The 25,376-nt window shown below is 64.9% G+C and carries 25 protein-coding genes and 1 pseudogene; 21 read left to right on the top strand and 5 right to left on the bottom strand.

Annotated elements, in window-relative coordinates; translation table 11 throughout:
* Positions 1-124 precede the first annotated feature (124 nt).
* Complete coding sequence (locus CXY73_RS16945; protein WP_104178372.1) at positions 125-1,933, top strand: TraM recognition domain-containing protein; 1,809 nt, start codon at positions 125-127, stop codon at positions 1,931-1,933.
* Between the two features lie 84 nt (positions 1,934-2,017).
* On the opposite strand, the gene CXY73_RS16940 is transcribed toward CXY73_RS16945, so the two are convergent.
* Entirely contained in the window at positions 2,018-2,653 is a 636-nt protein-coding gene (locus CXY73_RS16940) for a hypothetical protein (protein ID WP_146071797.1), read from the bottom strand.
* Between the two features lie 562 nt (positions 2,654-3,215).
* Between CXY73_RS16940 and CXY73_RS23270 the strand changes: the two genes are divergently transcribed.
* The 3 genes from CXY73_RS23270 to CXY73_RS16925 all read left to right on the top strand — a co-directional run bounded on the left by CXY73_RS23270 (position 3,216) and on the right by CXY73_RS16925 (position 4,585).
* Complete coding sequence (locus tag CXY73_RS23270) at positions 3,216-3,338, top strand: hypothetical protein (RefSeq protein WP_255411395.1); 123 nt, start codon at positions 3,216-3,218, stop codon at positions 3,336-3,338.
* A gap of 250 nt (positions 3,339-3,588) precedes the next feature.
* A complete protein-coding gene (locus CXY73_RS16930) occupies positions 3,589-4,011 on the top strand; it encodes a single-stranded DNA-binding protein (RefSeq protein WP_104178369.1) in 423 nt (140 codons plus the stop codon).
* 7 nt (positions 4,012-4,018) lie between these two features.
* A complete protein-coding gene (locus CXY73_RS16925) occupies positions 4,019-4,585 on the top strand; it encodes a DUF4913 domain-containing protein (protein WP_233198417.1) in 567 nt (188 codons plus the stop codon).
* 541 nt (positions 4,586-5,126) lie between these two features.
* On the opposite strand, the gene CXY73_RS16920 is transcribed toward CXY73_RS16925, so the two are convergent.
* A complete protein-coding gene (locus CXY73_RS16920; RefSeq protein ID WP_104178368.1) occupies positions 5,127-5,810 on the bottom strand; it encodes a response regulator transcription factor in 684 nt (227 codons plus the stop codon).
* A gap of 287 nt (positions 5,811-6,097) precedes the next feature.
* On the opposite strand from CXY73_RS16920, the gene CXY73_RS16915 reads away from it, so the two are divergent.
* The 13 genes from CXY73_RS16915 to CXY73_RS16865 all read left to right on the top strand — a co-directional run bounded on the left by CXY73_RS16915 (position 6,098) and on the right by CXY73_RS16865 (position 19,159).
* Positions 6,098-7,270, top strand: a complete 1,173-nt coding sequence (locus CXY73_RS16915; RefSeq protein ID WP_104178367.1) for a sensor histidine kinase — start codon at positions 6,098-6,100, stop codon at positions 7,268-7,270.
* 163 nt (positions 7,271-7,433) lie between these two features.
* Positions 7,434-8,474 (top strand): daptide biosynthesis RiPP recognition protein, encoded by a 1,041-nt coding sequence (gene mpaB / locus CXY73_RS16910; RefSeq protein ID WP_146071796.1) that lies wholly within the window; start codon positions 7,434-7,436, stop codon positions 8,472-8,474.
* The gene (gene mpaM / locus CXY73_RS16905) at positions 8,471-9,265 is read left to right on the top strand and encodes a daptide-type RiPP biosynthesis methyltransferase (protein WP_104178365.1); all 795 of its coding nucleotides are present in this window, start codon (positions 8,471-8,473) and stop codon (positions 9,263-9,265) included. Before mpaB ends, mpaM begins: the two co-directional genes overlap by 4 nt.
* Positions 9,262-10,566 carry a daptide-type RiPP biosynthesis aminotransferase gene (gene mpaD / locus CXY73_RS16900; protein WP_199185417.1) on the top strand — a complete coding sequence of 435 codons (1,305 nt, stop codon included), beginning with the start codon at positions 9,262-9,264 and terminating at the stop codon, positions 10,564-10,566. The genes mpaM and mpaD overlap by 4 nt, the downstream gene beginning before the upstream one ends.
* Positions 10,566-11,801 carry an iron-containing alcohol dehydrogenase gene (locus CXY73_RS16895; RefSeq protein ID WP_158254153.1) on the top strand — a complete coding sequence of 412 codons (1,236 nt, stop codon included), beginning with the start codon at positions 10,566-10,568 and terminating at the stop codon, positions 11,799-11,801. The genes mpaD and CXY73_RS16895 overlap by 1 nt, the downstream gene beginning before the upstream one ends.
* On the top strand, positions 11,798-11,968 hold the full coding sequence (locus CXY73_RS22390; protein ID WP_199185416.1) for a daptide-type RiPP: 171 nt from the start codon (positions 11,798-11,800) through the stop codon (positions 11,966-11,968). The genes CXY73_RS16895 and CXY73_RS22390 overlap by 4 nt, the downstream gene beginning before the upstream one ends.
* 30 nt (positions 11,969-11,998) lie before the next feature.
* Entirely contained in the window at positions 11,999-12,169 is a 171-nt protein-coding gene (locus CXY73_RS22385) for a daptide-type RiPP (RefSeq protein WP_199185415.1), read from the top strand.
* Between the two features lie 67 nt (positions 12,170-12,236).
* The gene (locus CXY73_RS16890; protein WP_104178363.1) at positions 12,237-12,422 is read left to right on the top strand and encodes a hypothetical protein; all 186 of its coding nucleotides are present in this window, start codon (positions 12,237-12,239) and stop codon (positions 12,420-12,422) included.
* 4 nt (positions 12,423-12,426) lie between these two features.
* On the top strand, positions 12,427-13,122 hold the full coding sequence (locus CXY73_RS16885; RefSeq protein WP_233198416.1) for an ABC transporter ATP-binding protein: 696 nt from the start codon (positions 12,427-12,429) through the stop codon (positions 13,120-13,122).
* Between the two features lies 1 nt (position 13,123).
* Positions 13,124-13,900 (top strand): ABC transporter permease, encoded by a 777-nt coding sequence (locus tag CXY73_RS16880; protein WP_104178361.1) that lies wholly within the window; start codon positions 13,124-13,126, stop codon positions 13,898-13,900.
* Positions 13,897-15,561, top strand: coding sequence for a daptide biosynthesis intramembrane metalloprotease (mpaP, locus tag CXY73_RS16875; RefSeq protein WP_104178360.1), 1,665 nt, complete (start codon positions 13,897-13,899; stop codon positions 15,559-15,561). The genes CXY73_RS16880 and mpaP overlap by 4 nt, the downstream gene beginning before the upstream one ends.
* Positions 15,562-15,575: 14 nt before the next feature.
* Positions 15,576-18,086, top strand: a complete 2,511-nt coding sequence (lanKC, locus tag CXY73_RS16870) for a class III lanthionine synthetase LanKC (RefSeq protein ID WP_104178359.1) — start codon at positions 15,576-15,578, stop codon at positions 18,084-18,086.
* The gene (locus tag CXY73_RS16865) at positions 18,083-19,159 is read left to right on the top strand and encodes a glycosyltransferase family A protein (protein ID WP_104178358.1); all 1,077 of its coding nucleotides are present in this window, start codon (positions 18,083-18,085) and stop codon (positions 19,157-19,159) included. The genes lanKC and CXY73_RS16865 overlap by 4 nt, the downstream gene beginning before the upstream one ends.
* Here the strand turns inward: CXY73_RS16865 and CXY73_RS16860 are convergent.
* Together CXY73_RS16860 and CXY73_RS16850 are read right to left on the bottom strand one after the other, a co-directional pair.
* A complete protein-coding gene (locus CXY73_RS16860; RefSeq protein ID WP_199185414.1) occupies positions 19,096-20,121 on the bottom strand; it encodes an LLM class flavin-dependent oxidoreductase in 1,026 nt (341 codons plus the stop codon). The genes CXY73_RS16865 and CXY73_RS16860 overlap by 64 nt on opposite strands.
* A 527-nt stretch (positions 20,122-20,648) precedes the next feature.
* Positions 20,649-21,074: a hypothetical protein gene (locus tag CXY73_RS16850; protein ID WP_104178357.1), complete on the bottom strand. Its 426-nt coding sequence runs from the start codon at positions 21,072-21,074 to the stop codon at positions 20,649-20,651.
* Positions 21,075-21,656: 582 nt separating this feature from the next.
* Between CXY73_RS16850 and CXY73_RS22975 the strand changes: the two are divergent.
* Both CXY73_RS22975 and CXY73_RS16840 read left to right on the top strand, forming a co-directional pair.
* Positions 21,657-21,910: pseudogene (locus CXY73_RS22975) on the top strand (transposase); the annotation flags it as partial.
* A gap of 154 nt (positions 21,911-22,064) precedes the next feature.
* Positions 22,065-22,937, top strand: coding sequence for a metallophosphoesterase (locus CXY73_RS16840; protein WP_104178421.1), 873 nt, complete (start codon positions 22,065-22,067; stop codon positions 22,935-22,937).
* Positions 22,938-22,959: 22 nt separating this feature from the next.
* Here CXY73_RS16840 and CXY73_RS16835 read toward each other — a convergent pair whose 3' ends face one another.
* On the bottom strand, positions 22,960-23,736 hold the full coding sequence (locus tag CXY73_RS16835; RefSeq protein ID WP_104178356.1) for a GntR family transcriptional regulator: 777 nt from the start codon (positions 23,734-23,736) through the stop codon (positions 22,960-22,962).
* Between the two features lie 115 nt (positions 23,737-23,851).
* Here CXY73_RS16835 and CXY73_RS16830 point away from each other — a divergent pair, with 115 nt between their 5' ends.
* Positions 23,852-24,064, top strand: a complete 213-nt coding sequence (locus CXY73_RS16830) for a hypothetical protein (protein WP_104178355.1) — start codon at positions 23,852-23,854, stop codon at positions 24,062-24,064.
* The gene (locus tag CXY73_RS16825; RefSeq protein WP_158254152.1) at positions 24,049-25,374 is read left to right on the top strand and encodes an ABC transporter substrate-binding protein; all 1,326 of its coding nucleotides are present in this window, start codon (positions 24,049-24,051) and stop codon (positions 25,372-25,374) included. Before CXY73_RS16830 ends, CXY73_RS16825 begins: the two co-directional genes overlap by 16 nt.
* Positions 25,375-25,376 lie beyond the last annotated feature (2 nt).

The following is a 25,376-nucleotide window of genomic DNA, read 5'->3' as shown; positions in this document are numbered from 1 at the left end:
ATGGAACGCAAAGCGCGCGTAATGCTCGCCGGACTACCCGTGCCCGCGCCGTGTGCGCCTCCTTCTCCTCCGGGCTTCGCTCCCTCCCCTACGCGACGCTTCAGCCGTCTGAATTGATAAGCGGATGACCACCCAACGACCGCAGACCGACCTCGGCGACGAGCTGACCAACCTCGGTATTGGACTCCTGATCGGTGCGGCAGTGTTGGCCCTGCTGCTTCGCGGCTCGGGTGCTCTCGCGGCCTGGGCAATAGGCATCGCGCAGCCAACTGGCGGGCCAGAGACTGGGCTCGCCGTACTTCTAAACCCAGGCAACCCTGCGACAGAGCTGAGGGCACCGGGTTTGAACCCGATCGCGTATTGGGTGACGACGATCTTGCTGGTGATGTTGGCATCCGTTCTGGCGATTGGGTTGTGGCGCATGTTCAGAGGTGTCACCACGAAGGTCGACCCGTACCGCATTGCCGGCATCGCGACCCGCGCCGAGGTTGCTCGTGCCGCGTCGCATTCGGCCATCATGAGACGCGCTGCGCACCTTCGACCGTCGCTCTCGAAGCCGAGCCCGAGCGATGTTGGGTATCGCATCGGGCGATCGCGCGGTACCGCGGTGTGGGCGAGCGTCGAGGACTCGATCCTGGTGATCGGACCGCCGCGCTCCGGCAAGGGGGCGCACATTGTGATCAATGCCATTCTCGACGCGCCCGGCCCAGTCGTGACCACTTCCACCCGCCCCGACAACCTCACAACCACACTGCGAGCACGGCAACGGCTGGGGCCTGTGGCGGTGTTCGATCCGCAGCAGCTGGCGGCAGGGGTGCCGGTGGGGCTACGGTGGTCGCCCATTCGCGGGTGTGAGGATCCGCTCACGGCGATGATCCGAGCTGCCGGTCTCGCCGCTGGAACCGGACTGGCCGCGGGCGGCGTCGACGGCGGCGGGTTCTGGGAAGCCAAGACCCGCACGGCCCTGCAGTCGATGCTGCACGCGGCCGCACTCGACCACTGCTCGCCGGCCGACCTATTTCGGTGGACCCTCGACCCGGCCGCCGCCCACGATGCGGTATCCATTCTGCTGGGCACCCCGGGCGCGGCCACCGGCTGGGGCGATTCGTTGCGGGCCACGCTTGAGGCCGACCCGCGCACGCGCGACTCCATCTGGCAGGGAGTCTCACTATCGTTGGGCGCGCTGGCTGACCCACGGGTATTGGATTCCGTGTCACCACCGGTGGGTGAAGGGTTCGACCCCGAAGGATTCCTTCGCAGCAACGGCACGCTCTATCTGCTGGCAACCGGTGCGGGATCGAATAACTCGGCGTCGCTCGTGTCGGCATTCGTCGAAGACCTCGTCGAAACTGCTCGCCGCATGGCCGCGCGCAGTGCGGGTGCCCGGCTGGACCCGCCGCTGCTGCTCGCCCTCGATGAGATCGGCAACCTCGCGCCACTCCCCTCGCTCCCCACGCTCATGGCGGAGGGCGGCGGCACCGGGATCACGACGATGCCCGTACTGCAGTCGCTCTCCCAGGCGCGCACGAAGTGGAGCGACAATGCGGCCGGCACCATCTGGGATTCGTCGATCGTCAAGATCGTGCTCGGCGGAGGCTCCAACTCACGCGACCTGCACGACCTCTCAACCCTGATCGGTGACCGCGACGAGACAACCGACTCGACCACGATCGGCGACCGCGGCTCACGCTCGTCACAGCGCTCCGTCCGCCGCGTGCCGATCATGCCGCCCGACACAATCCGCACCCTGCCCTTCGGTACCGGCCTCATCCTGCTGCGTGCGGCGCCGCCGATCATCGCCAGCCTGCAGATGTGGACCACCCGGTCGGACGCCAAGGATCTGCGCGCGAACCGCGACGAAATTGAAGGGTTGATGCGGGTGCCCGCGCCACCCCCGAACGGAATCCCGCCCAGCCATAAGGAGAGGATGTGAGGTCAGCGTGTTTCCGAACTGTGCCGAGCAGCTGAAACGGCAGAAGCAATGACTTCGGCCGGCGGCAGAGCGGCGGATTCGACCTCAGTGGCAATTCACTGTCGTGATTTGAAAAGCTCCACCGGTGTCTTGGTAATCCTCGAGCGTTAGGACGGCAGTTGAGTTTTCTCCGAGGTAACCAGCGCTGTCGTTTGCGAGCCCAATGACAACTTCATTTCGGACGAGGTTTGCCTCGAGATATACCCCCGAGCACGTCGTCCACGTCGTTGTTATGACGACGGCAGCGCAGTCATAGTATCCGCAGGTGAACTCCTCATCGTTGGCGAATCTGTAGTAGACATGGTCCCCGGCAGGGCTGTAGCCGTCCAATGCCATCTTTGCCGCCTCGACCTCTGCCGCCTTAGCGATCATTGCGGCGCCGTCTCTAGCTATTTTGGCGACTCGCTTTCGCTCGGCGATGACAGCGTCCGCCTCAACTTCCGCATCAAACACGGCCTTGGTGGCAGTTGCACGGTCAACGACTTGGCTGAAGTCCTGATAGCTCCAAGCGAGATACCCACCGCTTCCCATAAGGAGCACCAGCGCTCCTGAAAGAGCAAGACCAAAGGTCGTGCCCGAAACTCTCCGCTGCCATCTCTTCGTTTTCACATGTGCCTCTTCAGCCACCCGATGAACGCTCTCACCCGTGGATCCGGTACTAGCTCCAGTTTGCTCATCCATGGATTTGATCCTGAAGCGAGTTGGTCGAGACCCGGATTTTCTCCGCGTTCACCGTATTCATAACCCCTACGAATGTAGTGCCGGCTGTGGCACAGAGAACCAATGTCAGAGCCAGACCAGCAACGACTCCGTTCACACCGCGCCTGCCGTGCTTCGTCTTCCGTGCCCCACGAACTCCAGCGGCTTCGTCATCAAGCCGCATCTCGTCGCGCTCGGATCCACCCCAGTTCGTTTCGCGTGGCGGTCGTGCATTGAACTTTCCGATGTACGAGATTTCGTATGCGGTGAGCATCCAGGGCCAACCGTCGTCTGGTTCCGGATTCGCTCCCCTAACCGGAAATGATGGCGCTACTTCACTTCTTGTCAAAATTGTCCCCCGACGACGCGGCCAGCCCTTTTTTCAAACTGGATCGTGACTATTCAACCGTTATCCGGGTACTGGCGCGAATCATCGACCACGGCATCCAAACATGGAGGCACTTATCGCCGTGCATAACTTTTCCAGCGCAGGGGAATTAGTGCGTCGATTGCATACCCAGGCTCCGCAGGAATGGATATTCCCATGGCACAACTCGCCCTGCCTTCACTCGCCCGCGTCAATTCAGTGCCGAGGCCTACCGGTCGCCGCACCGACGTGCCGCTTCATCTGCTCGGCGCAAGAATACAGAACACCGTGCACCACTAACGGCACGGTCTCATGACCATTATTGGCCGCCTCCGCCGTTCCGAGAGCGCGCAGGAGAGCGACCTCAGTCGCTCCGCTGGCGTGAGAATCAACCAGCGACATCACGTCGTTGTCTCACTCCGTTTCGACTTGCGTTGAGTTCGATCCGAATCTTCCTGTCCGCAGGCGCGATCGCCATGATGCCCTTGGTGCACCTCCTAGTGAACGCGGACCACGATGGTCCGCCCAAATTAAAAGGAGGCTACGTCCCGTGGCACTTCACACCCAGCAATCTCTGTCCGGCTTCATCGCATCCGACCCGCAACAGACGATCACTGACAACGGCGACACCCGGTTCTACGTGCGCGTCGGCCAACCGCACTTCCGCCACGAATACAGCGGCACCTTTACCGCGCTCGAGCCGACGTTCCACGACCTCGTCGCCTACCGCGCCACCGCCGAAAGGGCTCTTACCCGGTTCGCCAAAGGTGACAGTTTTGTCGCCGAAGGGTATGTGCGCAACTTCCAGATCGAGCGCGACGGCGAAGTCATTCAACGCAAAGAATTCGTCGCCAAGAAGATCGGCCATGATCTCGCACGCACCAACTATCAGGTCGACCGTACCCATCGTGCCGGTGCCGACACCGAGGTCGAGCACGAGGCGGAAGCGGCCCACGCCGGATCCAGGCGGTGAACCAGCGATGTCAGAGTCACTCTTCGAGTGGGCTTCCGGCGATCACGATGACGGCTTCGGGGCGAGCTCGTTGGACGACCTCGAGGGGCCGCTCATGGCGGAGCCGCCGCATCCGATCAACTGGAACCTCCTTAGTGCCGACGACGCAGAGGCCGAATGGATCGAACTCAACCGGTGGGTGAACTGGCTTCGACGCACCTACGGGCTGCCCGCATCCGTTGTGCCGCCGTTCTGGCATCGGCACCCCGAACTCGTCTGGGAACTCTCCGCGCTGCACCTGCATTGGCTCGGCGCCTACGACCCCGACCAGCACGGCTCCGCCCCGCTCGGCTGGCACCGTGACTTCGCGGATGCCCGCCAGCGACTCCGCGACTGGGTCGCAGTTTCGGGTACGCGGTTGGAGCGCGACCGGCTGACCAGGCAGACCGCGTGGCCAGGAGAACCTCCGGCGGAGCCCGTCGAAGACGTCGTCATCGGCGACCGTGATGAGGACTTTGTGCAGTTTGTTGTTGACGATGTTGCCCGGCGGCGCGAGACGGAGGCAGCATTCTCCGCCCGCGTTGCAGCAGTCTGACCTCCCACATGGACAAGCAGCCTCGGCCAGCGCGTGCAGAGGCCTCGAGTCAAATACCCGCGATACCACGATTATCGTGAACCAGATTCAACAGGGTCACAGAGGCCTCATACAGTCATCGATCCCAGTAAAACACCGGGTACGTGATCACACTCCCAAGCCCCTGCGGATTTCAATCTGCGGGGTAAATGCGGGGTTTTTGCGGGGTTTCAGAAGTAAACACTAGGACAGCCATTTTGGTCACCTATTTCGACCCCACGCCGAAGGTCCGCTGGCGCCGGCGTACACGGGAATGCGCGGCACGAAAAACCAAGTGCGAGGCACGTGGTTATGAGCCATCAGGCTCACACCCGAAGGTCAACTGAAGCGCCAATTGTCCCACGCACCGTGGAACAATTGAGGGTCACTAGTTATTCATCCGCGATGGCATCCAACAGCTTTTACGCGCTTAGCCCGAGCCGTGAAGTGAGCAGATTGATCGTGATGGGCTGAACAATCACCCCTCAGGCCTCAGCAGGACTTAGGAGACGCAGCCATAGCCCTATCGATTTTCATGAACCGGCTCCTCTGAGCGTTTGACGATGCTGACGATCTTCATCTGCATGGCGTGAAGCAGTACTTGCACGCGGTCACGGACGTCCCACTTGGCCATGATGCGGCCGAGGTACACCTTTACCGTCGCCTCCGAAAGGAAGAGCGCCTTGCCGATCTCGGCATTCGACATCCCTTCCGCAAGGCGACTGACGACTTCGAGCTCCCGCGAGGTTAGCTCCTGACCCGGCTCGAGCTGCGCGGCGAATACGGGGGCTCCGTCGAGTGCTGCATCGACCACGGCGCGCGCCACGGTCGGCGACAGGACGTACTCACCTCCGGCTATCTCGCGTATGGCTTCGATGATCCTGCTCGGCTCGGTGTCTTTAACGAGAAGGCCGTGCGCGCCCGCGCGAAGAATGGGCACTATCGTGCCTTCGGTCGAGAAGGCCGTCAGCGCTAGGACATGGACCGACGGATGCCGCTGACGGATCAGCCGGGTAGCCTCGATGCCGCCGACTCCCGCCATATGCACGTCCATCACCACGACGTCGGGGCGAAGCTCGTCGACGGCGACGATTGCGCTCTCGCCATCGGAGGCCTCGCCGACGACCGTCAGGTCAAGTGTGGCCTCAATAAAGATCCGCAGAGCCGAGCGTATGAGAGCCTCATCATCAACGATTAATACACGCATCTTATCCCCCTACGGCAAAGGTTAGCAGAAGCGATTTCAGTCGAAAGTCATGGGTCGAGTCGCCGTCCGTCGGACGCGCGCCTGGCCAACCGGGATGAGAATGGTCAGGAAGCATTCAACGGCCGTACGGAGGGGGGCACCGACGATGTGGAACTGGCTTTGTTATCAACTCAAAATCTGCGCGTGAACTGAGATGCTCGAAGTTCTCAAGATTCTGCGAGATCGTACGACGGCTGGGGAAGCGCCCCTACACGCAGGTCGGGGCGCTTCTCAGGCATAATGTTCACGTGACCGAGCGCAGAGGGGATCGCCTCCGAAGGGCCTGGGCCGCGCTCTGGGTCTACGAACGTCCGGCGCCGCGGGCGCGAGCGATCCTTCTAGGTCTCGTTGCCTGCGCCCTGCTGACTGAGGTCCTCCTGTACGCCGCGACCTCCGACTTCGCCTTAGGTGCGCGCTCTTTCGTGGGGACAGTCGCGTCCGTCGCCATCGCGCTGTTCGCATGGCGCCCGCCCGTCGCAGTGTTCCTGCTGCTCGTAGGTGGCGTGCTCGCCGTCGTCCATGGCGGTGCAGTCGAATATCTACTCGCGATGACGGTCGCCCTCGGGCTCGTCGCGGTAACGAGCAGTTCCGCCGTCACCGGAATCTACGCGACGACTATCATCGCCCTCGTGATCTTGCAGATCGTTCGCGGCCCCGATGGGCTCACCATCGGCGCGACCGCTGTTCTGTCGGTGCTGGGCCTCGGGTCGTTCCTGCTCGGACGATCGTTCCGCGAGCAACACGAGCGCAGTCGCGCCATGCGCCGCACGCTGACCGAGTATAAGGATGCCGTTGCACGCGAAGTGCGTCAGGAGCGTGTCCGGATCGCCGACGAGCTCCACGACATCGTCGCGCACGAAATCACGATCGTCGTCCTGCATGCCAGGGCGATGGAGCACACCGACGATCCGGACGCCCTTCGCGTCTCCAGAGCGGCGATCTTGCATTCAGGCGTGCAAGCACTCGCGGACATCCGTCGCATGCTGGATGTCGCGCCCGCCGCCCATGCCACCAGGACGGACGTCGTCCTCGCGGCGGAGGGCTTCGTCCGCGCTCTCGGCGCATCAACGGAGACCCTGGCCGACGCAGGCATCGAAGTCGAGATCGAATTTCCCAAGGATCTGGATGCATCGCGCACCGTCATCACAACGCTCGTGCGCGTCTCCCGGGAAGCGTGTATGAACGTCCTGAAGCACGCGACCGCTGCCACACGCGTGAGCATCGTCGTCCGCCGCAACGACGAGGGAGTTCTGCTGACGGTTCAGGACGACTCTCCTACGGCCGCGCCTGCCGACGTGCCCGCGTCTGGGTACGGACTCGCACGGATGGCCGAGCGCGTCGGTGTGCTCGGTGGCACGCTGGAGACGCTCAACACCGACCCTGGCTGGCGCCTCACTGCTCGAATACCGCTCACGCACTGATCTCGCCCGAGCCGGTCGTCGACCGACGGGTAGACGAACGTCGATGATGCTCAGCCCCTTCGTTCTATTCTGCCCGCGCCTCCGCACGGCAGAATCGAGTCATCACCCCGGTCCCTGCGATGCGGCGCGTGACGCGTCATCCGATGAGAATGAGGTTTTCGACATGGCGAACACGGAGTCCGAAAGCGGCATGGCCGCGTGGCCGAACGCACGAGCCCGGCTGATGATGTGGAGTTCGGGTGCGGTGTCCGGCTCGTCCCTCTCGGCCCGCCAGGCCGTGGTTCTCGAGGACGCAAACGCGCTCGGTGCCCTCCGCGCGACCGACGTCCTGGATCCGGATGCCATCGTTTTCGCGCCGGCCGACATTGAGAGTGCCCTCCCGTACGAGGGCTCGATCGCCGGGCCGGGTACGGAGTTCATCATCTCGGAGGACTTCTTCCTGCAGGTGCAGACCTACTCGATCAGCGAGTACGTGTCAGTCGTCGGCCCCACGCTCGTGCGACTTTCGGACGGCGAGGATCTCGACATCCTGGAGGCCGATGTGCACACCGCGCTGCAGACGGGCAGCTTTCCCGAGTTTCTCACCAACCCCATCGTGCAGCTCGCCGACCTACCTGCTCTGGGCGTGCTCGACGACGGTGCCGGACCCGACGCACGACTATGGGTCGGGTCCGACGGCTCGCTCGCCGTTTCACCGACCGGCGATGCCATCGGCACCATCGGTGACAATCGCTCGAGCGTCCGGAGCGCCTGGAGCGCGCAGCTCGTGAAGTCGGCGGACGTCGGAGCGCTCGGCGCGCGTATCGGGCGCGAAGATCTCATCGCGCTACAGAGTCGCGTCCCGGCGCTGCGGCGCTTTCTCGCAGCCGTCGAGGGAATCCGCAACCTCCGCGCGAGGCGACTTTCGCTTCCGCGGGTCTCTGGATTCGGCACGACGCTGCTGCCCGGCATAGACCCGGCGGCGGGATCGCTCCTGGCACCAGACCTCCCGTTCCTCATGAGCAGCGCCGAGCGGCACTTCCTCGTGCACCCCGTCGCGCATCGCGTCTTCGAAGTCGACCGAGCTGCCGCAGCCGCGCTCGAGGCGGTCCTCCTCCTCGGCGACGCCGCGGCGGAGATCGTCGGATCAGATGCTGCGGCATCAGCTGCGCGCGCGCTGCGCGCTCAGGGGATCGACGTCGGAGCAGTAATGGTCGCGTCGTGAACGCCGCCGCCGTCATGGATCCCGCCGCCGCTGTGCGGCTGGCCGCCTATCCGGGCATCACGATCGACGATCTGTACTCGGCGGGAGGCTCAGCCGCGTACGAGGCGATGGCCGGCAGAGATCCGCTCGAGATCAGGGAACTCGTCGCGCTCGTTGCGCGAACGGAGGGCTCGATCCTTGACGTGGCCGCGGGGGCCGGAAGGCTGACGCTGCCCCTGCTCACGCTGCGGCGACCGGTCACCGCCCTGGATCTGTCGGCGGCGATGCTCGCGATCCTCCGCGTTAAGCTCGATCGACTCCCCGAGTCGGCCCGCTCACGGTGCACGCTCGTCGAGGCCGATATGACGTCGTTCCGTCTTCGCGAGCGATTCGGTTCGATCGTGCTCGGCACGACGTCGGTGTCGCTGCTGCTGGATACTGCGGCCCGCATCCGGACGTTCGCCGCCATCCGCGCGCACCTCGCGCCGCGAGGACGCGCGTTCGTCACAACCGTGGGCATCGAAGGCGTCGACCACGCTCCATTCGAATTCGTCGACGGAGACACCGTCTACACCTTCTTCGAATGGATCCGGCCCGACATCGGTTGCCGCACGATGACGATCCTCGTCGAGCGCGACGGCGAGGCGAGCGCGTTCACGTCCACCGTCGCGATCTTGCCCGTCGATGTCCTCGTGGCGGAGCTCGCAGCGGCTGGCCTGCACGTCGTCGAAACCATCGAGGCGAGCATGGGTCAGGCGCACTACCCCGACACGATCATCGTTGCAATCGCCGGTGACGAGGATGCGTCGTGACGACCACTACGCATCGGCGGCCTCAGGCGTTCACCGTCCCGGAGCACACTCCCGGGCCGCCGCTTCCGCTCTGGCCATCACTGCTCCCCCCGAGTCGCCAGGGTGATGACGACCTCTGCGTGGTCTCGGCGCACGGAGTGCGAGTGCGGATGCTGAGCGGACGCGAGCTTCTGTGTGGCACGAGTGGGCTGTGGAACGTACCGCTCGGATACGGCGACGAGGTCATCGCGGACGCCGTTGCCGAGGCGACGCGGCGCTCCTCGTTTGCGGGCGTGTTCAGATTCGAGAATGTGGATGCCCGTGCCGCCGCCGTTGACCTCATCGAGGTCAGCGCGCACCGCTACGAGCGTGTCATGTTCACGACGTCGGGCGGCTCCGCCAACGACGCCGCAATAAAGCTCGTGCGCCAGTACTGGGCGCTCGAAGGCGAACCTGCGCGCAAGATCGTTGTGAGTCTCCGCGACTCCTTCCACGGCCTGACGTTCGGCGCGTTCGCGCTGACGGGCGAAGATCTTGGCCAGGCCGTGTACGGCGTGGACCAGCGACTAATACGGCACGTCGATGTGGGGGATGTCGACGCGCTCTCGCGTCTCGTCAGGGGTTCCCGCGGCCAGCTCGCCGCGATCATTTTGGAGCCGGTCATGGGCACGGGCACCGTTCCACTCGACCCCGTGTTCCTCGACGCGGTCAGCGAGATGTGCCGCCAGAGCGGAGCGCTGCTCATTGCCGACGAAGTCGCCACGGGATTCGGGCGCACAGGCCCGATGTTCGCAACGACAGCTTGGGAGCACCGACCCGACCTGCTGATCACGTCAAAGGGGCTTACGAACGGTACCGTCGCCGCCTCGGCGATTCTCGTGGGCGACCGGGTAGCGGCCGCCTTCGAGCGGACTGGCGCCGTCCTCGCACACGCTGAGACGCAGGCGGGCACAGCGGCGAGCAGCGCCGCGATCGTCGCGACGATCGCGAGGTTCCGCGAGCTCGACGTGCTTCGCCGCGGGGTTCGCACCGCCGAGGAGCTCACGGAAGAACTCGACGCGCTCGTGCGCGACGAAACGGATGTCGTGGGGCGCAGGGGGGCGGGTTGCTTCCAGTCGGTGACGGTCCGCGACGCCCACGGCGTCCCCATCGACTCGGACGGCGTCGTTCAGCTCGTTGATGCCGCGCGCGCGGCGGGCGTGATCGTGCACCCGGGTCCGCACGGCATCCAGTTCATTCCCGCGCTCGTCTCGACGCAGGACGACATCCGAGAGCTCGTCGGTGGTGTCCGCGCGGCACTCGCCGCACTGCGGAGCGCATGATGTTCGACGCAGCCGAGGAGAGCGCGTCCTGGACGCACGCACGCGCCATCCTCGGCGTTCGCGTGGGCGGATCGCCGCGCAAGGTCGCGCTGGTGCGCGACGCCGGACTCGCAGAGGATGCCAAGATACTGTCGCGCGCCCGCGCCATCGTCGCCGAATCAGGCGGCACCTGCGTCGAGATGCCGGTCGTCCCCACCTCGGATGCGGGTCAGCCGACTGCGCTGGCCGCTCGTATCGCCACCTTCGACGTCGTCGTCGCAATCGGAGGCGGCGCGATCCTCGACCTCGTCGTGATCGCCCGTGCCTGCCAGGACGCTCGGACCCGGCGCACCATCATGAGTCCCCAACGAGCAGGCCTCGTGGCGCTGCCGATGGATGCACCCGTGCGGCCCCAGATCATAGCCGTGCCGACGACGATCGGCACGGGGGCCGAGTCGAGCACTGTCGCGACGTGCATCGTTGAAGGCTCGCGGCGGCTCGTACTTGGCCGCTCATTGTGCCCCGATGTCGCCGTGTTCGACGCCGATGCGACCGCGGGGATGCCGCGGGACGTGTATTCGTCCGGGCTCGTCGAGATCATGCTGCGCCTCGCCGGTCCTTACATCGCTCAGGGGACGTCTCCGGCGTACTCGGCCCGTGTCACGCTGGGTCTCGCGAGCGCTCTCGGCGAGTTGGCCCAGCAGCCGCCGTCGCGAAGCGTTCGTGAAGAGGTGGCGCGGATCGGCGCCCTCAGCCACTCTCCGCATCTCGCCTATTCGACGCAGGCGTTCGGAACGCGCGGCTGGTACGTCGCGAACGAACTTGCGACCACCGCATCCGTCTCGAAGATGACCGCGCTTATCGACGTGACGCCCCTCATCTGGGAGCGCATTCTCGACGGCGATGAGCGCTGGGGGGAGCGCCACCGGCTGCTCGAATTCTGGCGGCACGCCGTATCCGCTCCGGCACCCGACGACCCGGTCCTCGGCTTCCGCGACTGGACGCTTGGTCTCGGAGCCGCCGGCCTGCCGGACGTGGTTCGGGAGCGCATCGATCCGGTCGCGCTCGCTGACCGCTGTCTGCGGCGCTGGGGGTACGGGCTTCCCATGCTCGGCGCCCTCCGCCGAGACGATCTCGTGTCGCTTTTCGCCGAATTGCGGAACTTCGCAGCGCCGCGGGCGAGCGTCGCGCCGAACTTGGCTGCCGTCCGGCGGGCATTAGGGGAACGACTCACAACGAAAGGAGGAGAGGAATGACGGAAAAGAGCCCAATGCTCGAGCTCGCAATGCAGGAGCTTGAGCCCATGGAAGCGCCCGGATGGTGGACCGCCATCGGCGTGTCTGCCGGCGTGATCGTCTCGGCGACCGCCGCATACGGCACATACGCCCTGACTGCGGCGGTCTACGCTACCGCGATCACCTAACACACATACACAGAGAAGGGTAGGTGAGTCATGATCGAATCGAATCGCGGGATCGCCCCGTTAGAACTCGGACTCCAGGAACTCGAAGCGCTCGAAGCGCCCGGGTTCTGGACCGGATTCACCATCGGATTGACCATCGTCGGGACCGGCGTTGCCAGCGCCGGTATTTACACCGCCATTTCGGCGATCGTTGTGACCTGACATCCGGGGTGGGGGACGATCTTCGGCCCCCACCCCAACACTCTCAAATTCATAGGAGGGGACATACATGTCCAAGAAAGCCGTCTACTTCATCTTCGCGATCTTCGCCGCACTGGCCTCTTTCGCCAGCTTCTTCGCCGGATTCCTCATCGGAGACAGCCTGCAGATCGCGCTGGCGATCGCCGGCGTCGTGGCGATCGCCGCGGCCGGGGGGCTCATCGCGCTCGGGATGAGAGCGAATCGTGATGGTTGAGCCCGTGATCTCAATCCAAGGCTTGACCAAGCGCTACCGCGACCACGCCGCCGTCCGCGATCTCTCCTTCTCGGTCGAGCGTGGTCGGGTCGTGGGACTTCTCGGGCGCAACGGTGCCGGCAAGACCACAACCCTGCGGTGCCTGCTCGGGCTGACCGCTCCGACTTCGGGCGAGTGCCGCATCCTGGGCTCGCCGTACCCGCTCCTGCCCGGCGCCGCTCGCCGCGTCGGTGTGAGCCTCGACGAGATGAGCCTGCTCGGCGGGCTGTCTGTGCGGGCCGAGACGGGAGTATGGGCCCGGTACATCGGCGTCGATCTTCGGCGGGTGGATGAAGTGCTTGAGCTCGTCGGCCTGGCCGATACCCGCCGAAAGCGGGTCAAGGCGCTTTCGACGGGCATGCAGAAGCGACTCTCGCTCGCGATCGCACTGCTCGCCGACCCCGAGGTACTTATCCTTGATGAACCGTTGAACGGACTCGACCCCGACGGCATCCGCTGGATGCGCCGATTGCTGCGGGACCACGCGGACGCAGGAGGGACCGTACTCGTCTCGAGCCACCTCATGGCCGAGATGCAGGAGACCGTCGACGAAGTGATCGTCCTTCAGGAGTCGTTGAGGTTCCAGGGCTCGCTCGAGGACGCGACGGCCGGCGGGACGGTCTCCCTGGAAGACCGCTTCTTCGAGATTGTGGGTGGGTGAAATGACCGAGACCATGTTGCGTGAGCGCACGAAGCACCGTTCCTCGTTCTCGGGGACCGTGCGTGGCGAGATGATCAAGGCCGGCCACAGCAGGTCGCTCGTGCTGCTGGCATGGTTCGCGGTCGTGCTCAGCGCGGTGACCGCGTACGGGTACGCCGTCGTGGGCGCCGAGTCGGGCCAGGAGCCCGTGGCCGTCGTGGACGACATCGTGCGCGCCTGGATGATGGTATTCCTGTTTTCTGGCGTCTTCGCCGCGATGTATGTCGCCCGTGAGTTCGACTCCCGCGTGATCAACCGCACGGTGCTCCTCGCGGGAACAAGGCAAAGTGTCCTGGCGTCGAAGCTTCTTGTTACCGTGTTCTTCGGTGCATGCTTCGGTGTGCTCGCGGCCGTCGGCGGCGCGGTAAGCGCGGTCATCCTGCCTCTTGTCCTCGACGAACATCCCGCCTGGTCGACGGAGGCGACGTGGACACTCGTCGGTGTCGTGATGTGCTGCGTGCTCAGCGCTCTGTGGGGTGCAGGACTCGGCCTCGCGGTGCGAAACCAGCTCACCGCGATCCTGATGGTGGTCGGCCTGACGCTGCTCGTCGATCCCGGTCTCCAGCAGATTTGGCCGGAGGCGTCGAACGGACTGTTCACGATCGCGTTGTCGTCGCTGTACCTCGACCCCAAGCCGGAGCTTCTGCCGGTTCCATTCGCGGCTCTCATCGCCGTCGCCTGGATCACTGCAGCGATTGCCTTCGGCGGCTCGCGATTCCTTCGAAAGGATCTGCCATGACGACCAAGTCTGCGGCTAAGGCGCCTCGGATGTCGCTCGGCCAACGCAAGGGGCCCGCGGAGCGGCCGCTCATCGAGCCGCCGACGTTCTCGCCCGGGGTCGAACTGCACCGCCCGCCCACAGAAGGGGAGTCCTGGTTCCTGCGTCGCGGGACGCACCAATACTTCAAGCTCACCGGCGACCTCGCGAGGCTTGCTGACCTCGTGGACGGCTCTCGCACCAGAGAAGTGATCCTGCAGGACCTCGGGGAGCCATGGACGGCCGCCGATGTGGATCAGGCAATCCGGTCGCTCGGCGACGCGCACGTGCTTCGAGCCGAGGGCGAGAAGACCCGACCCCGCCAAGAGGTGGTGAGGTTCGTGCCGCCGCTGACTGTGCAGCTCACGCTCTTCAACCCGAGCCGGATCCTCTGCCACGTCGCATCATGGATCCCGTTCGCGCGCACGCCCGCGTCGGTGATCGCGGCGGCGGCGGTGGCCCTCGGCATCCTGTCTCTCGTCGTCAGACCCGCCCAGGTTATGACCGCCCTGTCGTCACCGGTGCCGTACGCGACCGTGTTCGGGATTTTCCTCGGAACCCTCGCGGCCACGGCGCTGCATGAGTTCGGGCATGGCCTGGTGCTGGCGTCGTACGGCGGCCGCCCCCGGCGCATCGGTGTAATGCTCTTCTACCTGATGCCCGCCTTCTTCTGCGATGTGTCGGATGGGTGGCGACTGCCGCAGTCACGCCAGCGCGTCCACGTCGCGCTCGCAGGAATCCTCGTCCAGGGAACGATTGGCAGCGCTGCGGCGCTCGCGTCCCTCCTCCCATTTTCCCCCGACGCGAAGGCTGGGCTGACGGTCTTCGCCATCGTGACCCTCCTCGCATGCCTCATGAACACCATTCCCTTCGTCAAGCTCGACGGATACATCGCCCTCATGAGCTGGGTGGACATCACGCACCTGCGCGATAAGTCGATGGCGGACGCGCGCGGCGTCCTGGCCCGCGTGTTCTTCGGCCGGCGCCCGCCGCGTCAGCTCCCCCGACTCCCGTGGGCGATTCCTTTCGGCTTCGCATGTCTGCTCTTCCCTGTTTTCCTCGTGGTGAATGCCCTCCTCATCTGGTTCGACACGATGCAGCGACTCGGCGTGCTCGGGTCGATGCTGATCCTCGGGTTGATCGCGGTGGCGATCTTCGGACTCGGGAAGGAGATCGCGAAGTCCGTTTCGGAGGCACGGGAGGCGGGCGCCTCGGGAGTGCGCATGGGAATCGTGGTTCTCGTCGTCTCCGTCGTCGCCAGCGCGGCCCTGGCATTTCTGCCCATGCCGCAGTCGATGGCGGGCGGATTCTTGCGCGCGTCCGACTCGACCGAGCTGGTGCTCCCGACGTCGAGTGATGCGAGCCAGCTCGAGCCCGGCACCGTTGTTGAACTGCGCACCTCTGGCATCGCGCTCAGCACGCCGATTGGACGGGCGATCGTGGGCGAGGGCGACCCCATCGACGAGATGCGACCGTTCTCGACCCTCTTTCCGGTGAAGGAGGACCTTCTCATGATCCCCACCACGACGCTCCCACTCATCGACGTCGAATCCGGCGGCGCGTCGCAGGGTGCGGCATCCATTCGAGTCGACGACCAGCCCCTGTGGCGGTGGCTCGTGGCGCTCGTGGCCAACGGACTGTGAAGAGGAGATAACCGATGGATCTGCACTACATTGCATATGCGGGTGCCCACTCGCCGTTCTACGAGCCGCCGCAGTCGGCCGGCGAGGACCTCGTCGAGTTCGCCGGGACGCCGCCAGAGGGATACCGCAAGGACGTCAACCGGGAGTGGTGCGGATGGAGCGTCCCGGGTGGGCAGCTGCCGACGCAGGGCTGGAAGATCCATGTGTCAGCGACGACGGAGACAGCCCGCCGTGTGCTGACCCGGACGCTCGCCTACTGCACGCAGCACCGCATCGATGTGAAGTTCCTGCACAGCATGAGCACGCTCGGGCGCCGCAACAGTAAATATGGCGACCGAGGCGGCAGCGGCAAGTTCATTACGATCTACCCCGCCGACGAACGTCAGCTCGAGACGATCCTCAACGACCTCGACGGCGAGATCGGCGGCGAGGCCGGTCCGTCGATTCTGTCCGATCTGCGCTGGCGCGAAGGGCCGCTGTACGTGCGCTACGGCGCATTCGTGCTGCGATTCGGCCGTAATGAGCAGGGTCAGCAGGTTCCGTGTATGGAAGCTCCCGACGGCACGCTCGTGCCCGACGAGCGCCGACCGGGCTTCCATCCCCCCGAGTGGGCTCCACTTCCCGACTTCCTCGACGAGGCTCTGGAGGCTCGCGCGCGCGGCACGCTGGAGGATTTCCCTTTCATCGTCAAGTCGGCCATCCACTTCTCCAACGGCGGCGGCGTCTATCTCGCCGATGACACGCGCACCGGTCTGAAGGTCATCCTGAAGGAGGCGAGACCCTTCGCTGGGATCGACGAAGCGGATGTCGACGCCGTCGACCGGCTCATCATGGAGCGCGATGCGCTCGAACTCCTGGCAGGCGTGCCGGGCGTGCCGCGGCTCGTCGACTTCCGCCGAGGTCACGCGCACCAGTTCCTGGCGCGGGAGTATGTCGAGGGTGCACCCCTCAGCGTGGTCATGCACCGGATGAACCCTGCCCTCCCCGGAGCGCGCGTCCTCGGCGCATCTGATTACGTCGAATGGGCCAAGGCGGTGTTCGCCAAGGTCGAGGCGGGAGTCGACGCAATGCATCAGCGCGGGGTCGTGTTCGGCGACCTTCATCCCGGCAATATTATCGTCGACGAGGACGACGAGGTCGGCTTTATCGACTTCGAGGCCGCCTCTCCGGTCGAGGAAGATCGCGCCCAGCGAATCGGAGCACCCGGCTTCCGTGCGCCGGCGGCATGGACCGGGGTGCGGGTCGACGAGTTCGCGCTCGCCAACCTTCGTCTCGCATTATTCCTGCCGATGACCGAAACGCTCGTCTGGTCTCCGACCTTGACGCCCGCGCTGTTCGACGCGGCGGTCCGACGGTTCCCTGACGCCGAGGAGTTCCTCGAACCCTCTCGCCGCCTCCTGATGTCGGTGTGGGGCGACGCACCTCTCGTCCAAAGCGAACCCGCGGATGTTCGCGACCGGCTCGCCGCGGGCACTTTCGCCTCGGCCCTCCCCGAGCGAACCGACCGGCTCTACCCGGGCGACATTGCACAGTTCCAGAGCCCGACGGGGGGCATCGAGTTCGCGTTCGGCGCGGCGGGAGTCCTCTGGACCCTGAATCGTGCGGGATACTCGGTGCCCGACGATCACGTCGACTGGCTGGTCGCGCGGCTGCGGGGCAACGACCTCATCGGCCCCGGGCTGTTCGAGGGCGCCGCGGGTGTCGGTCTCGTCCTTCGTGCGCTCGGGGCACACGAAGACGCCGACGCCGCGCTCGCCCGCGCCGCGGGCTTCCCGGTCGACAAGCTCGACGCGACCCTGTGGCGCGGCATCCCTGGTCTGGGCCTCGCCCTCCTCGACGACCGCAGCGAGGCGTCGACGGAGCGTGCCGTTTTCCTCGCGGCCGAGCTGCGCGAGCGGCGCACGCCGCCGCCCGCCGGGTTGGCGGGCCTACTGCACGGTGGCGCAGGGCGGGCGCTTTTCCTTCTCGCGCTGGCCGAGGCGACGGGCGATGCGCAGTGGTCTGCTGATGCCATGGCAGAAGTCGACAGAGACCTTGAGCTCTTGAGGTGGACGCCCACTGCACCGCTCGCCTCTGGCGGCGCATGGCAGCAACCGGCGCTGGCGGCGGGAAGCCCCGGGATCGCCCTCGTCGCACGCAGACTCCAGCAGGTCGACGACGACCCCCGGTGGGCGCAGATCGTCGATCAGGTCCGCGGACCCGATGGCGTGCTCTCCGGCGGCCTGCTACCCCACGTCGGGCTCCTTCGGGGTAGAGCCGGTGCGGGGCTGATGCTCGCGGAGTTGTGGCGCGGCGAGAGCATGCCGACTTCGGTCGCGCGCACGCTCGAGCGCCATCGGCAGGACTGCATGCTCGGCGTGGTGCCGTTCAGCGACGGGATGCTTCCGTTCGGCGATCACTCCCTCAAGCTCTCGGCCGACTGGGCGACCGGCGCGGCGGGACTCATCGCGGCCTTCGAAGGGATGGCGGGCGCGGGCTTCGAGTTCCCCGGGCACACGGCACGAGCGGGTGTCGCCGTCCGATGAGACCGCTCGTTAGCGTCGTATGTCCCACTTACAACCGCGGCGCCCAGCTCGATGAGACGATCGCATCGGTGGTAGCGCAGACCGAGGCCCGGTGGGAGCTGATCGTGGTCGACGACGCGTCGACCGACGACACCGCCGCCGTCGCGGATGCCTGGGCTGAGCAGGACGACCGGATCAGCGTGCTCCGACAGGGTTCCCGGCACGGGCATCCCGCCGAGCCGCGCAACATCGGCGCCGCCTCGTCGACGGCAGAGCTGGTCGCCTATCTCGATCACGACGACGTGTGGCACGACGGTCACCTCGCCACGGCCCTGGGCGTGCTCGCGACCTCCGACGCAGTGGCGGTGGCATCCGGATACGAGCATGTCGATGCCACGGGAGTCGTCGTCGCCGGGTCCAACCACCTCGAGATGGTGTGGCACGAGCAGATCCAGGAGCTCGGGCCGCTATTTGAACCGTCCCGTGTCGTCGTTCGTGCGACAGCTCTCGAACGCGCGGGAGGGTGGCGCATCGGCGTGGGTCTTGAGGACTGGGACCTGTGGATGCGGCTGGTTGACGACGGCGGTCGCTTCGCCACGGTCGTCGACCGGACCGTGCGGCTGCTGCAGGATCCCTCGACCCGCCGGTATTCGACAACCCGGCCCCATCGCATCCCTGTCGGACTCTTCCGCACACCGGCCGACGCTGACGCCTGCCGCCGGCAGCTGCTCGGCGATGAGTCCTCGACGCAGTTGACAGCCGCGGCGATCGCCGACGTCACCGACTGGTTTGAGTCGCTGGAAGCGTCGGGCACGCTGGTGCTCCCGTGCGGTTCGGCGGGCAGCATCGACGCCATTCTTGCCTCGACCGACCGCACGGACTTCTCCACGGCCTTCCGCGAGTATCACCTGCTTCAGCGTGCAGGGCTCATCGAGCTGTCGCTGCCCGTCTGGTCGGCGACGCGAGGATTGGCCGATCGCATCAAGCGACGACTCCGCGAAGTGCACACGCGCCAGCTCGCCCTCATCGATCAGACCGTGGTGCGATTCGGCGGGGAGCCGGTCCGCGCGGCCGAGTCTGTTCCGACGGCCTGATACGTCGAGCCGCCGACCGCCTCCGCGACGCGACGCAGATCATTCAGCGCCGCCTGCGGTCCGCTTGTGTTCATGACCCCCGTCACATTCAGCACGAGTTCGTCCACGCCCACGGCGGCGTAACCAGCGATGCCCGCAGCGATGTCTTCGACATCGCCGTAAAGGAACGACCCGCCGTTGATGAGGTGCGCTGCATCGTCTTCCGTCGCGTTTGCCGACACCGGCATCCCGGCCGTGCGGAGCATCGCCTGGTAATGCCGCAGGGTCAGGTGTGGGCGATTGGACGACAGCGCGACCGCTGGTCCGCTGATACCTTGACGGGCGACCGCGATGGGCACCATCGACACCAACCGCGGTCTCGCGCGCTGCCCGTCGGCGCCGGCGTCGAGGGCCGGCACGATCGTCTCACTCAGGTAGGTCGGCGGCGTGAGCCACGTGATCGCAGCGTCCGCCGTCGCGCCCGCGACCCGCGCCATGCCAGCGCGGAGCACACCGAGTCCCACGGCGACGCGCGCCGTTCCGGCGAGCGGCAGCGCACCTCGCATCGTGAAATACTCACCTTCGATGTCGACCTCGTCACCGTCGAGCAATCCGCGGACGATTCGCGCGTACTCGGTCGTCGCGGTGAGAGGGCTGGCATACGGTTGGCCGAGCAAGGACTGCTGGAATGAGCGCCCGGCAGGGCCGAACCCGGCGATCACGTCGGCGCCGAGGGCGAGGGCCGCCGAGCGTGCCTGGAGCGCCGCCTCGAAGGGGTGCCGTAGCGGCATCAAGCTGACGCCGATCCCGATCGGGATCTTTATTCCGGCGGCTGCCAGGTCGACGGCGACGTGATGCGGCTCGGCGATGAGGGATTGTCCCTGCCACAGACGCGCGGCGATGCCCTCGCTGACGAGCGCGGCGAACTTGTGCGTTGACGAAAACCGCCTTGGGATGAACGGAAGCATGATCGAGATGCGCATGGTCCCACCAGAATCGCATCGGCACGGGCTCCACGGCCATCGACTTTCGTCGGTGATGGGTACGCCTCAGGTCGATAAGCGGATGGATGAACCTCGATCCCTTGACGCCAACCTAAAATGGGGCAACCGTTGCGTGATTCGGCTGTGATCCGAAAATTTACCGGACATCCGCTTCACTGAGCCGTGAGTTTCGTTCACCCAGCCGTGGGCAAAGCCAACCGGTCAGGGCAACGCGGGGTTTTTGCTTGGAGGAGTAACTGGTTGAGGCGGTGCGCGGCGGTCTCGAGGTCGAGCGTCGGGTATGGGCGGCAATTCAGCCTCGCGGAGACGCACTGGAGCACCCATCTCGCGGATCATCGCCGCAGCGACCGTGGGGGCGCTGTGATCGACGGGCAGGTGAAGCAGGATCACAGACCGGGTCGAGCGCTCCACGAGGGTGCCAATCGCGGTCCCGTCACAGCCGATGATGAGGTCCCCTTCCTTACGTTGTTGTGGTGGGTGATTTCGGGACTGTCGTAGTGTGTCGATCACCCTCGGGTGGCGGGTATGGCTGAGATCGCCTTGCCGCATAAACGGCTCACTGGGAATGGCCGCCCGCTGATCTTGAGTGCGTCCTTATGGGGGCTGTTTTTGTGCCGGTCAGCGCTGTGCGACACCCGCTTCTTCCGCTTCAAACTGAGTTTCTCGGCCAGGTCTGCCCGCAGACTTCCGCGCGTTTGCACATACAACGCCTGGTAGATCGTCTCGTGGCTCTCTTGCTTAGTCTGATCCTCGGGGAAGTAGAACACCAACATGCTGGAGATCAGTTTCGGGCTCCAGACGTCGTCCATCCAGACCACGATCAGGCTGCAGAGCGGCTCGTTTCGGGCCGGCTTCAACGGCTTGGGTCTATGCCGCGCCTGCTGCGCTTTCGTATGCGAGGCCGACGCGCAATCCACACCATCCGCACCCATATTCCGGTTCACCTCCCGCCAGACCACGGACTTGTTGCGACCGATCGATTCCCCGATTTCGCCTTACCTGAGCCCGCTGCGCCGGCCCATCTGAATCATGCCTCGATCAAACGCGGTCGACGTCCGGTCACCGACAATATCCACGGCCGACGTGATGCGGCTCTGCAATTGTGCAGGGTCGTTTTGTCTCGTCAATGCGTCTGGCCTGCCACGACTTGCGAGAAGAGCGACGCTAACGTTCCGGTGGGATTTGAACCCTAATGCGCACCCAATCAGACGGCGGATCCGCCCTCGGATCCGCATGATTACGCGGTTTTTCAATCACTTGAACTACCTATAACCCGTTGCAATTCCGTTCAGATGTTGCCACGCTCCTGGGCGCATTTCAATATCCGGACTCACCTGCAGTCGAAGAAGTCGGTATCGACAATGAGCTGCTCACGGCCGACCCGGACGTCAATCAAGGTTCCTGCATCCTCGAGCGAATTGAGCCATCCCGGCTTCGTCAGTCGGGTACCTTGCACCGCGTCACAACTCTCGCCATGCGACAGTTCGACCGTTTGAGCAGGATGGAAAGTCTGATGGGCTCGCCGCTGCCGCATCCTGTCCTTTATGAAACTGCAGGAAAGCCCCGTGAAGCACCGCACCGCGATTCTCGCACCAATCGAGCACGGACTCTCCAACGTCCGCGTCGAGTCCATGAACACCAAGACCAGCCTCATGATCGCATCGCCTTCGCCTTCGGCTTCAAATGACCCCACGCCCTCATCGCCCTCACCACCCGCGCCACCCGCTGCTTTAGCGGCCACAAACCGGTGCTGCCCGGACAGCACTAACCCACGAAATGACAGGAGAGCCAGGAGAGCCACCTTTCGCTGGTCATTTCCAGAGGTCAACTTGCAGGGCCTTGACCAACGGCGGTCGCTATACGGATACGCGGCCACCCTAGGATGGGTGCGTCAGCTGCCACTTCCGAACTCTGTGAGCTCCATGTCTGAATTCGTCATCCTCCATCTCACCGATACCCACTTGATGAAAGATTCCGCCCTTCACTACGGCAGCGTCGACAACAGCGTCGCTCTGCAGCGAGTACTCCGGCGGGCGAGTTCTCTCGGCAGGGTTGACTTGATCGCCTGCTCCGGGGATCTGTCCGACGATGGTTCGGCCGAGTCTTACGCTCTGCTGACAAGCTTGCTGAAGCCGTGGGCACGAGAACACAACGCCACTCTTATCTACGCGATGGGCAACCATGACCGCCCCGAAGGGTTCCGCCAGATCCTCGGCAACGGTCATGACCGGTCGCAGGACCGCGCCACCTCAACCGGCATCTACGGCGTGTCAACAATCGAGGGGCTCCGCGTCATCACTCTCGATACCACCGTGGCGGGCAAGGGCTACGGATTCCTCCGCCCTGAGCAATTACTCTGGCTCCGAAATGTTCTGGCCGAGTCCTCCGCACATGGCTCAGTCGTTGTTCTGCACCACGCACCCGTCAGAGCGGAGACAGTGTTGCTTGGCGCTCTGCAGCTGAGGAATCCCGAAGAGTTGCAGGCCGCCCTCAGCGGGGGTGACGTGCGCCTCATTCTGGCCGGCCACTACCACTACCCGATGGTGGACCAGTTCGCGGGTATACCCGTCGTAATTTCGGCCGGCGTCTGCAACCTAGGAAATATCTTTGGCGAGGCCGGCACCGAGAGTGCGTTCACCGGGAGCGGAGCGAGCATCATCCGCTTGCCTCGAGACGGTGGGACTCCACGCGTGCTGCCGTTTTCCGCTGTCGACGCCGGCACGGCAGACGACGGCCGTCAGGTCTTCCGCTTCGATTCCGACATCGTCGCGCGCATCATCGCTGATGCCGGCTGAAAGCAGCACCTCAAGCTCAGGGTCATTCGGCGTAGCGCAACACGAACTTCGCGGTATCTCCGCGCATGCGGCGTCTCACGAAAAAGGCCGCCCGACCATCAGCGACGGCGGTTACGCCGTCGCGCACAAGCAACGGGCTGCCGGCGGCTACTTTCAACCGCGCAGCCTCGTCAAAATCGGCGGCGCTGGCGGAGAATGCTCGCCACCGGTAGTGCAGGTCAAACCCGAGGCCCAACTTGAGGGCATGCACCACGAGGCCGTACTGAGGCAGGTGTTCTGCCGCGGCAGCAAAATCACTCGGTAGCCAGTAGCTGTTCAAAATCCATGGCCGTCCGTCCCGGATCATGGTGGTGTCCAGGCGGTAGATATCAGCGGGCCCGCTGTCGAGGTGCCGCGCAGCAACTGCCGCATCGACGCCGCTCGCGAGGCCGAAGGACTCAACCTGTTCGATGACGCTGCGCAACGGCTCGCCTGATACGGCCGACGGGCCCCGTGCACTGAGCGCGTCATGAGTGCTATCGCTCTGCTGCGCGCGTACCGGAAGCATTGAGACGACTTCGATGAGGTCGGGCGGTTCGGTGACGAAAGTACCGATACCGCGGCGAATCTCTACCGCACCAACCCGCTGCAGCTCCGCGACCGCCTGGCGAACGGTGAGCCGGTTGACCGAGAATTCCTCGCTGAGCGCCGTCTCGTTCGGCATCTGCTCACCGGCACGCAGCGTTCCGGTACGGATTCGATTCCACAAATCAGCCGCGATCTGCCGGTAGAGAGGTTGATTGCCAGGAGTGGCGAGCATCAAAATCCTTTCGTTCACTTGCAGGTTACCCGAACGTCGCGCAAGAGGTCTATATGTATAGATGTCCTAAAAATCTCTGGACGCAGCCCACACGCGTGCATTTGAAAGGTATCCCATGCGCCGCCTTCTCTCGATCACCGCCCTCGCTCTCACCGGCCTGGTCATCACCGGTTGCGCGACTAGCCCCGCCGCCGATTCCGCGGCTCCCGCCGCCGCGGAGTCCGACGCCGACGCGACCATCGACGTGCAATTCTCCCTCGAACCGACCAACCTCGACATCACCTCGACATCACCTCAACCTCGGGTGCGGCGTTGCAGCAGTTGCTGATCAGCAACGTCTACGAGGGACTCATCGCCAAGTCATCCAGCGGCGACTACCTGCCTGCTCTGGCGACGGACTGGACGGTCTCGGACGACGCGCTGACCTACACATTCACCCTGGGAGACGCGACCTTCCATGACGGCTCCGCCGTGGAGGTCGGCGACATCGTCTCCTCGCTCGACGCCGCACGGGGCACCGACTCAGTGAACCCCGACGCCAAGCGCATCGCACTCGTCGACACCGTCACTGCCGTCGACGAAGACACCATCGAAATTACCCTCACCGACCGCGATATCTACTTTCTCGACACTCTGGGCATCACCTCGGCCGGCATGATCGTCGCCGACGGCGACGACACCGACCGGGCGAACACCACCAACGGCACCGGGCCGTACACCGTCGCCCAGTGGAACAAGGGCTCCACGATCACGCTCGAACGCAACGACGCCTACTGGGGCGAAGCGCCACTGAACAAGACCGTCGTCCTCCACTACATCACCGAGGCGACCACCGCAATGAACGCTCTCTCCACGGGCGAAATCGACGTGCTCACGGCGGCATCGGCCGAGACGCTCGATTTCTTCGAGAGTGACGACTCTGTGCTCATCACCGCTGGCGAGTCAACAAGCTGGATGACCCTGGGCATAAACAACGCGAATCCGGTGCTCGCGAACGCCGACGTGCGCCGCGCGATCAACATGGGCATCGACAAGGCTGGCCTGATCACGGTCATCGGAGGCAATGCAGTTGAGGTCGGCTCGATGGCCGTGCCGAGCGACCCGTGGTACTCCGACCTCACCGAGATCAACGCCTACGACCCCGACGGAGCCCGAGAGCTGCTCGCCGATATAGCTCCGACCGACCTCGCGTTCACTTTGACCGTCGCGAACAACTACGACACCAAGATTTCCGAGTACATCGCCGCCCAACTCGGCGAGATCGGCATCGCGGTCGCGATCGACACGGTCGAGTTCTCGACCTGGCTCGAGCGCGCGTACAAGCAGAAAGACTACGACCTGACCATGGTGCTTCACGTCGACCCGACCACTCTCAGCTACTACGGAAACCCCTCGTATTACTGGAACTACGACAGCGCAGAAGCACAACGGCTCGCGTCGGAGGCCAAATCGGCTGCCACCACCGACGAGCGCGACGATAAGATGGCCGCCCTGGCCAAGCTGGTTGCCGAAGACGCGGCAAGCGGATGGCTGTATTCTCCGCAGACCATGGTCGTCGCGTCCACCGACGTGTCCGGCTACCCCGTCGACCGCATCGCGAACAGGTTTCCGGTCAGCAGCATCACCGCGGTCAACTAACA

Origin of the sequence: Cryobacterium sp. Y50, from assembly GCF_002929805.1 — a bacterium.
Lineage (GTDB): Bacteria > Actinomycetota > Actinomycetes > Actinomycetales > Microbacteriaceae > Cryobacterium.
The sequence above is the reverse complement of the archived record's forward strand: the minus strand, read 5'-3'. Positions and strand labels throughout refer to the sequence as shown.

Coding starts and splice junctions, on each gene's coding strand:
- CXY73_RS16945 (WP_104178372.1), top strand. CDS start 125: ATGACCACCCAACGACCGCAGACCGACCTCGGCGACGAGCTGACCAAC.
- CXY73_RS16940 (WP_146071797.1), bottom strand. CDS start 2,653: ATGGATGAGCAAACTGGAGCTAGTACCGGATCCACGGGTGAGAGCGTT.
- CXY73_RS23270 (WP_255411395.1), top strand. CDS start 3,216: ATGGCACAACTCGCCCTGCCTTCACTCGCCCGCGTCAATTCAGTGCCG.
- CXY73_RS16925 (WP_233198417.1), top strand. CDS start 4,019: ATGTCAGAGTCACTCTTCGAGTGGGCTTCCGGCGATCACGATGACGGC.
- CXY73_RS16920 (WP_104178368.1), bottom strand. CDS start 5,810: ATGCGTGTATTAATCGTTGATGATGAGGCTCTCATACGCTCGGCTCTG.
- mpaB (WP_146071796.1), top strand. CDS start 7,434: ATGGCGAACACGGAGTCCGAAAGCGGCATGGCCGCGTGGCCGAACGCA.
- CXY73_RS16895 (WP_158254153.1), top strand. CDS start 10,566: ATGTTCGACGCAGCCGAGGAGAGCGCGTCCTGGACGCACGCACGCGCC.
- CXY73_RS22390 (WP_199185416.1), top strand. CDS start 11,798: ATGACGGAAAAGAGCCCAATGCTCGAGCTCGCAATGCAGGAGCTTGAG.
- CXY73_RS22385 (WP_199185415.1), top strand. CDS start 11,999: ATGATCGAATCGAATCGCGGGATCGCCCCGTTAGAACTCGGACTCCAG.
- CXY73_RS16890 (WP_104178363.1), top strand. CDS start 12,237: ATGTCCAAGAAAGCCGTCTACTTCATCTTCGCGATCTTCGCCGCACTG.
- CXY73_RS16880 (WP_104178361.1), top strand. CDS start 13,124: ATGACCGAGACCATGTTGCGTGAGCGCACGAAGCACCGTTCCTCGTTC.
- mpaP (WP_104178360.1), top strand. CDS start 13,897: ATGACGACCAAGTCTGCGGCTAAGGCGCCTCGGATGTCGCTCGGCCAA.
- lanKC (WP_104178359.1), top strand. CDS start 15,576: ATGGATCTGCACTACATTGCATATGCGGGTGCCCACTCGCCGTTCTAC.
- CXY73_RS16865 (WP_104178358.1), top strand. CDS start 18,083: ATGAGACCGCTCGTTAGCGTCGTATGTCCCACTTACAACCGCGGCGCC.
- CXY73_RS16860 (WP_199185414.1), bottom strand. CDS start 20,121: ATGCGCATCTCGATCATGCTTCCGTTCATCCCAAGGCGGTTTTCGTCA.
- CXY73_RS16850 (WP_104178357.1), bottom strand. CDS start 21,074: ATGGGTGCGGATGGTGTGGATTGCGCGTCGGCCTCGCATACGAAAGCG.
- CXY73_RS16840 (WP_104178421.1), top strand. CDS start 22,065: ATGTCTGAATTCGTCATCCTCCATCTCACCGATACCCACTTGATGAAA.
- CXY73_RS16835 (WP_104178356.1), bottom strand. CDS start 23,736: ATGCTCGCCACTCCTGGCAATCAACCTCTCTACCGGCAGATCGCGGCT.
- CXY73_RS16830 (WP_104178355.1), top strand. CDS start 23,852: ATGCGCCGCCTTCTCTCGATCACCGCCCTCGCTCTCACCGGCCTGGTC.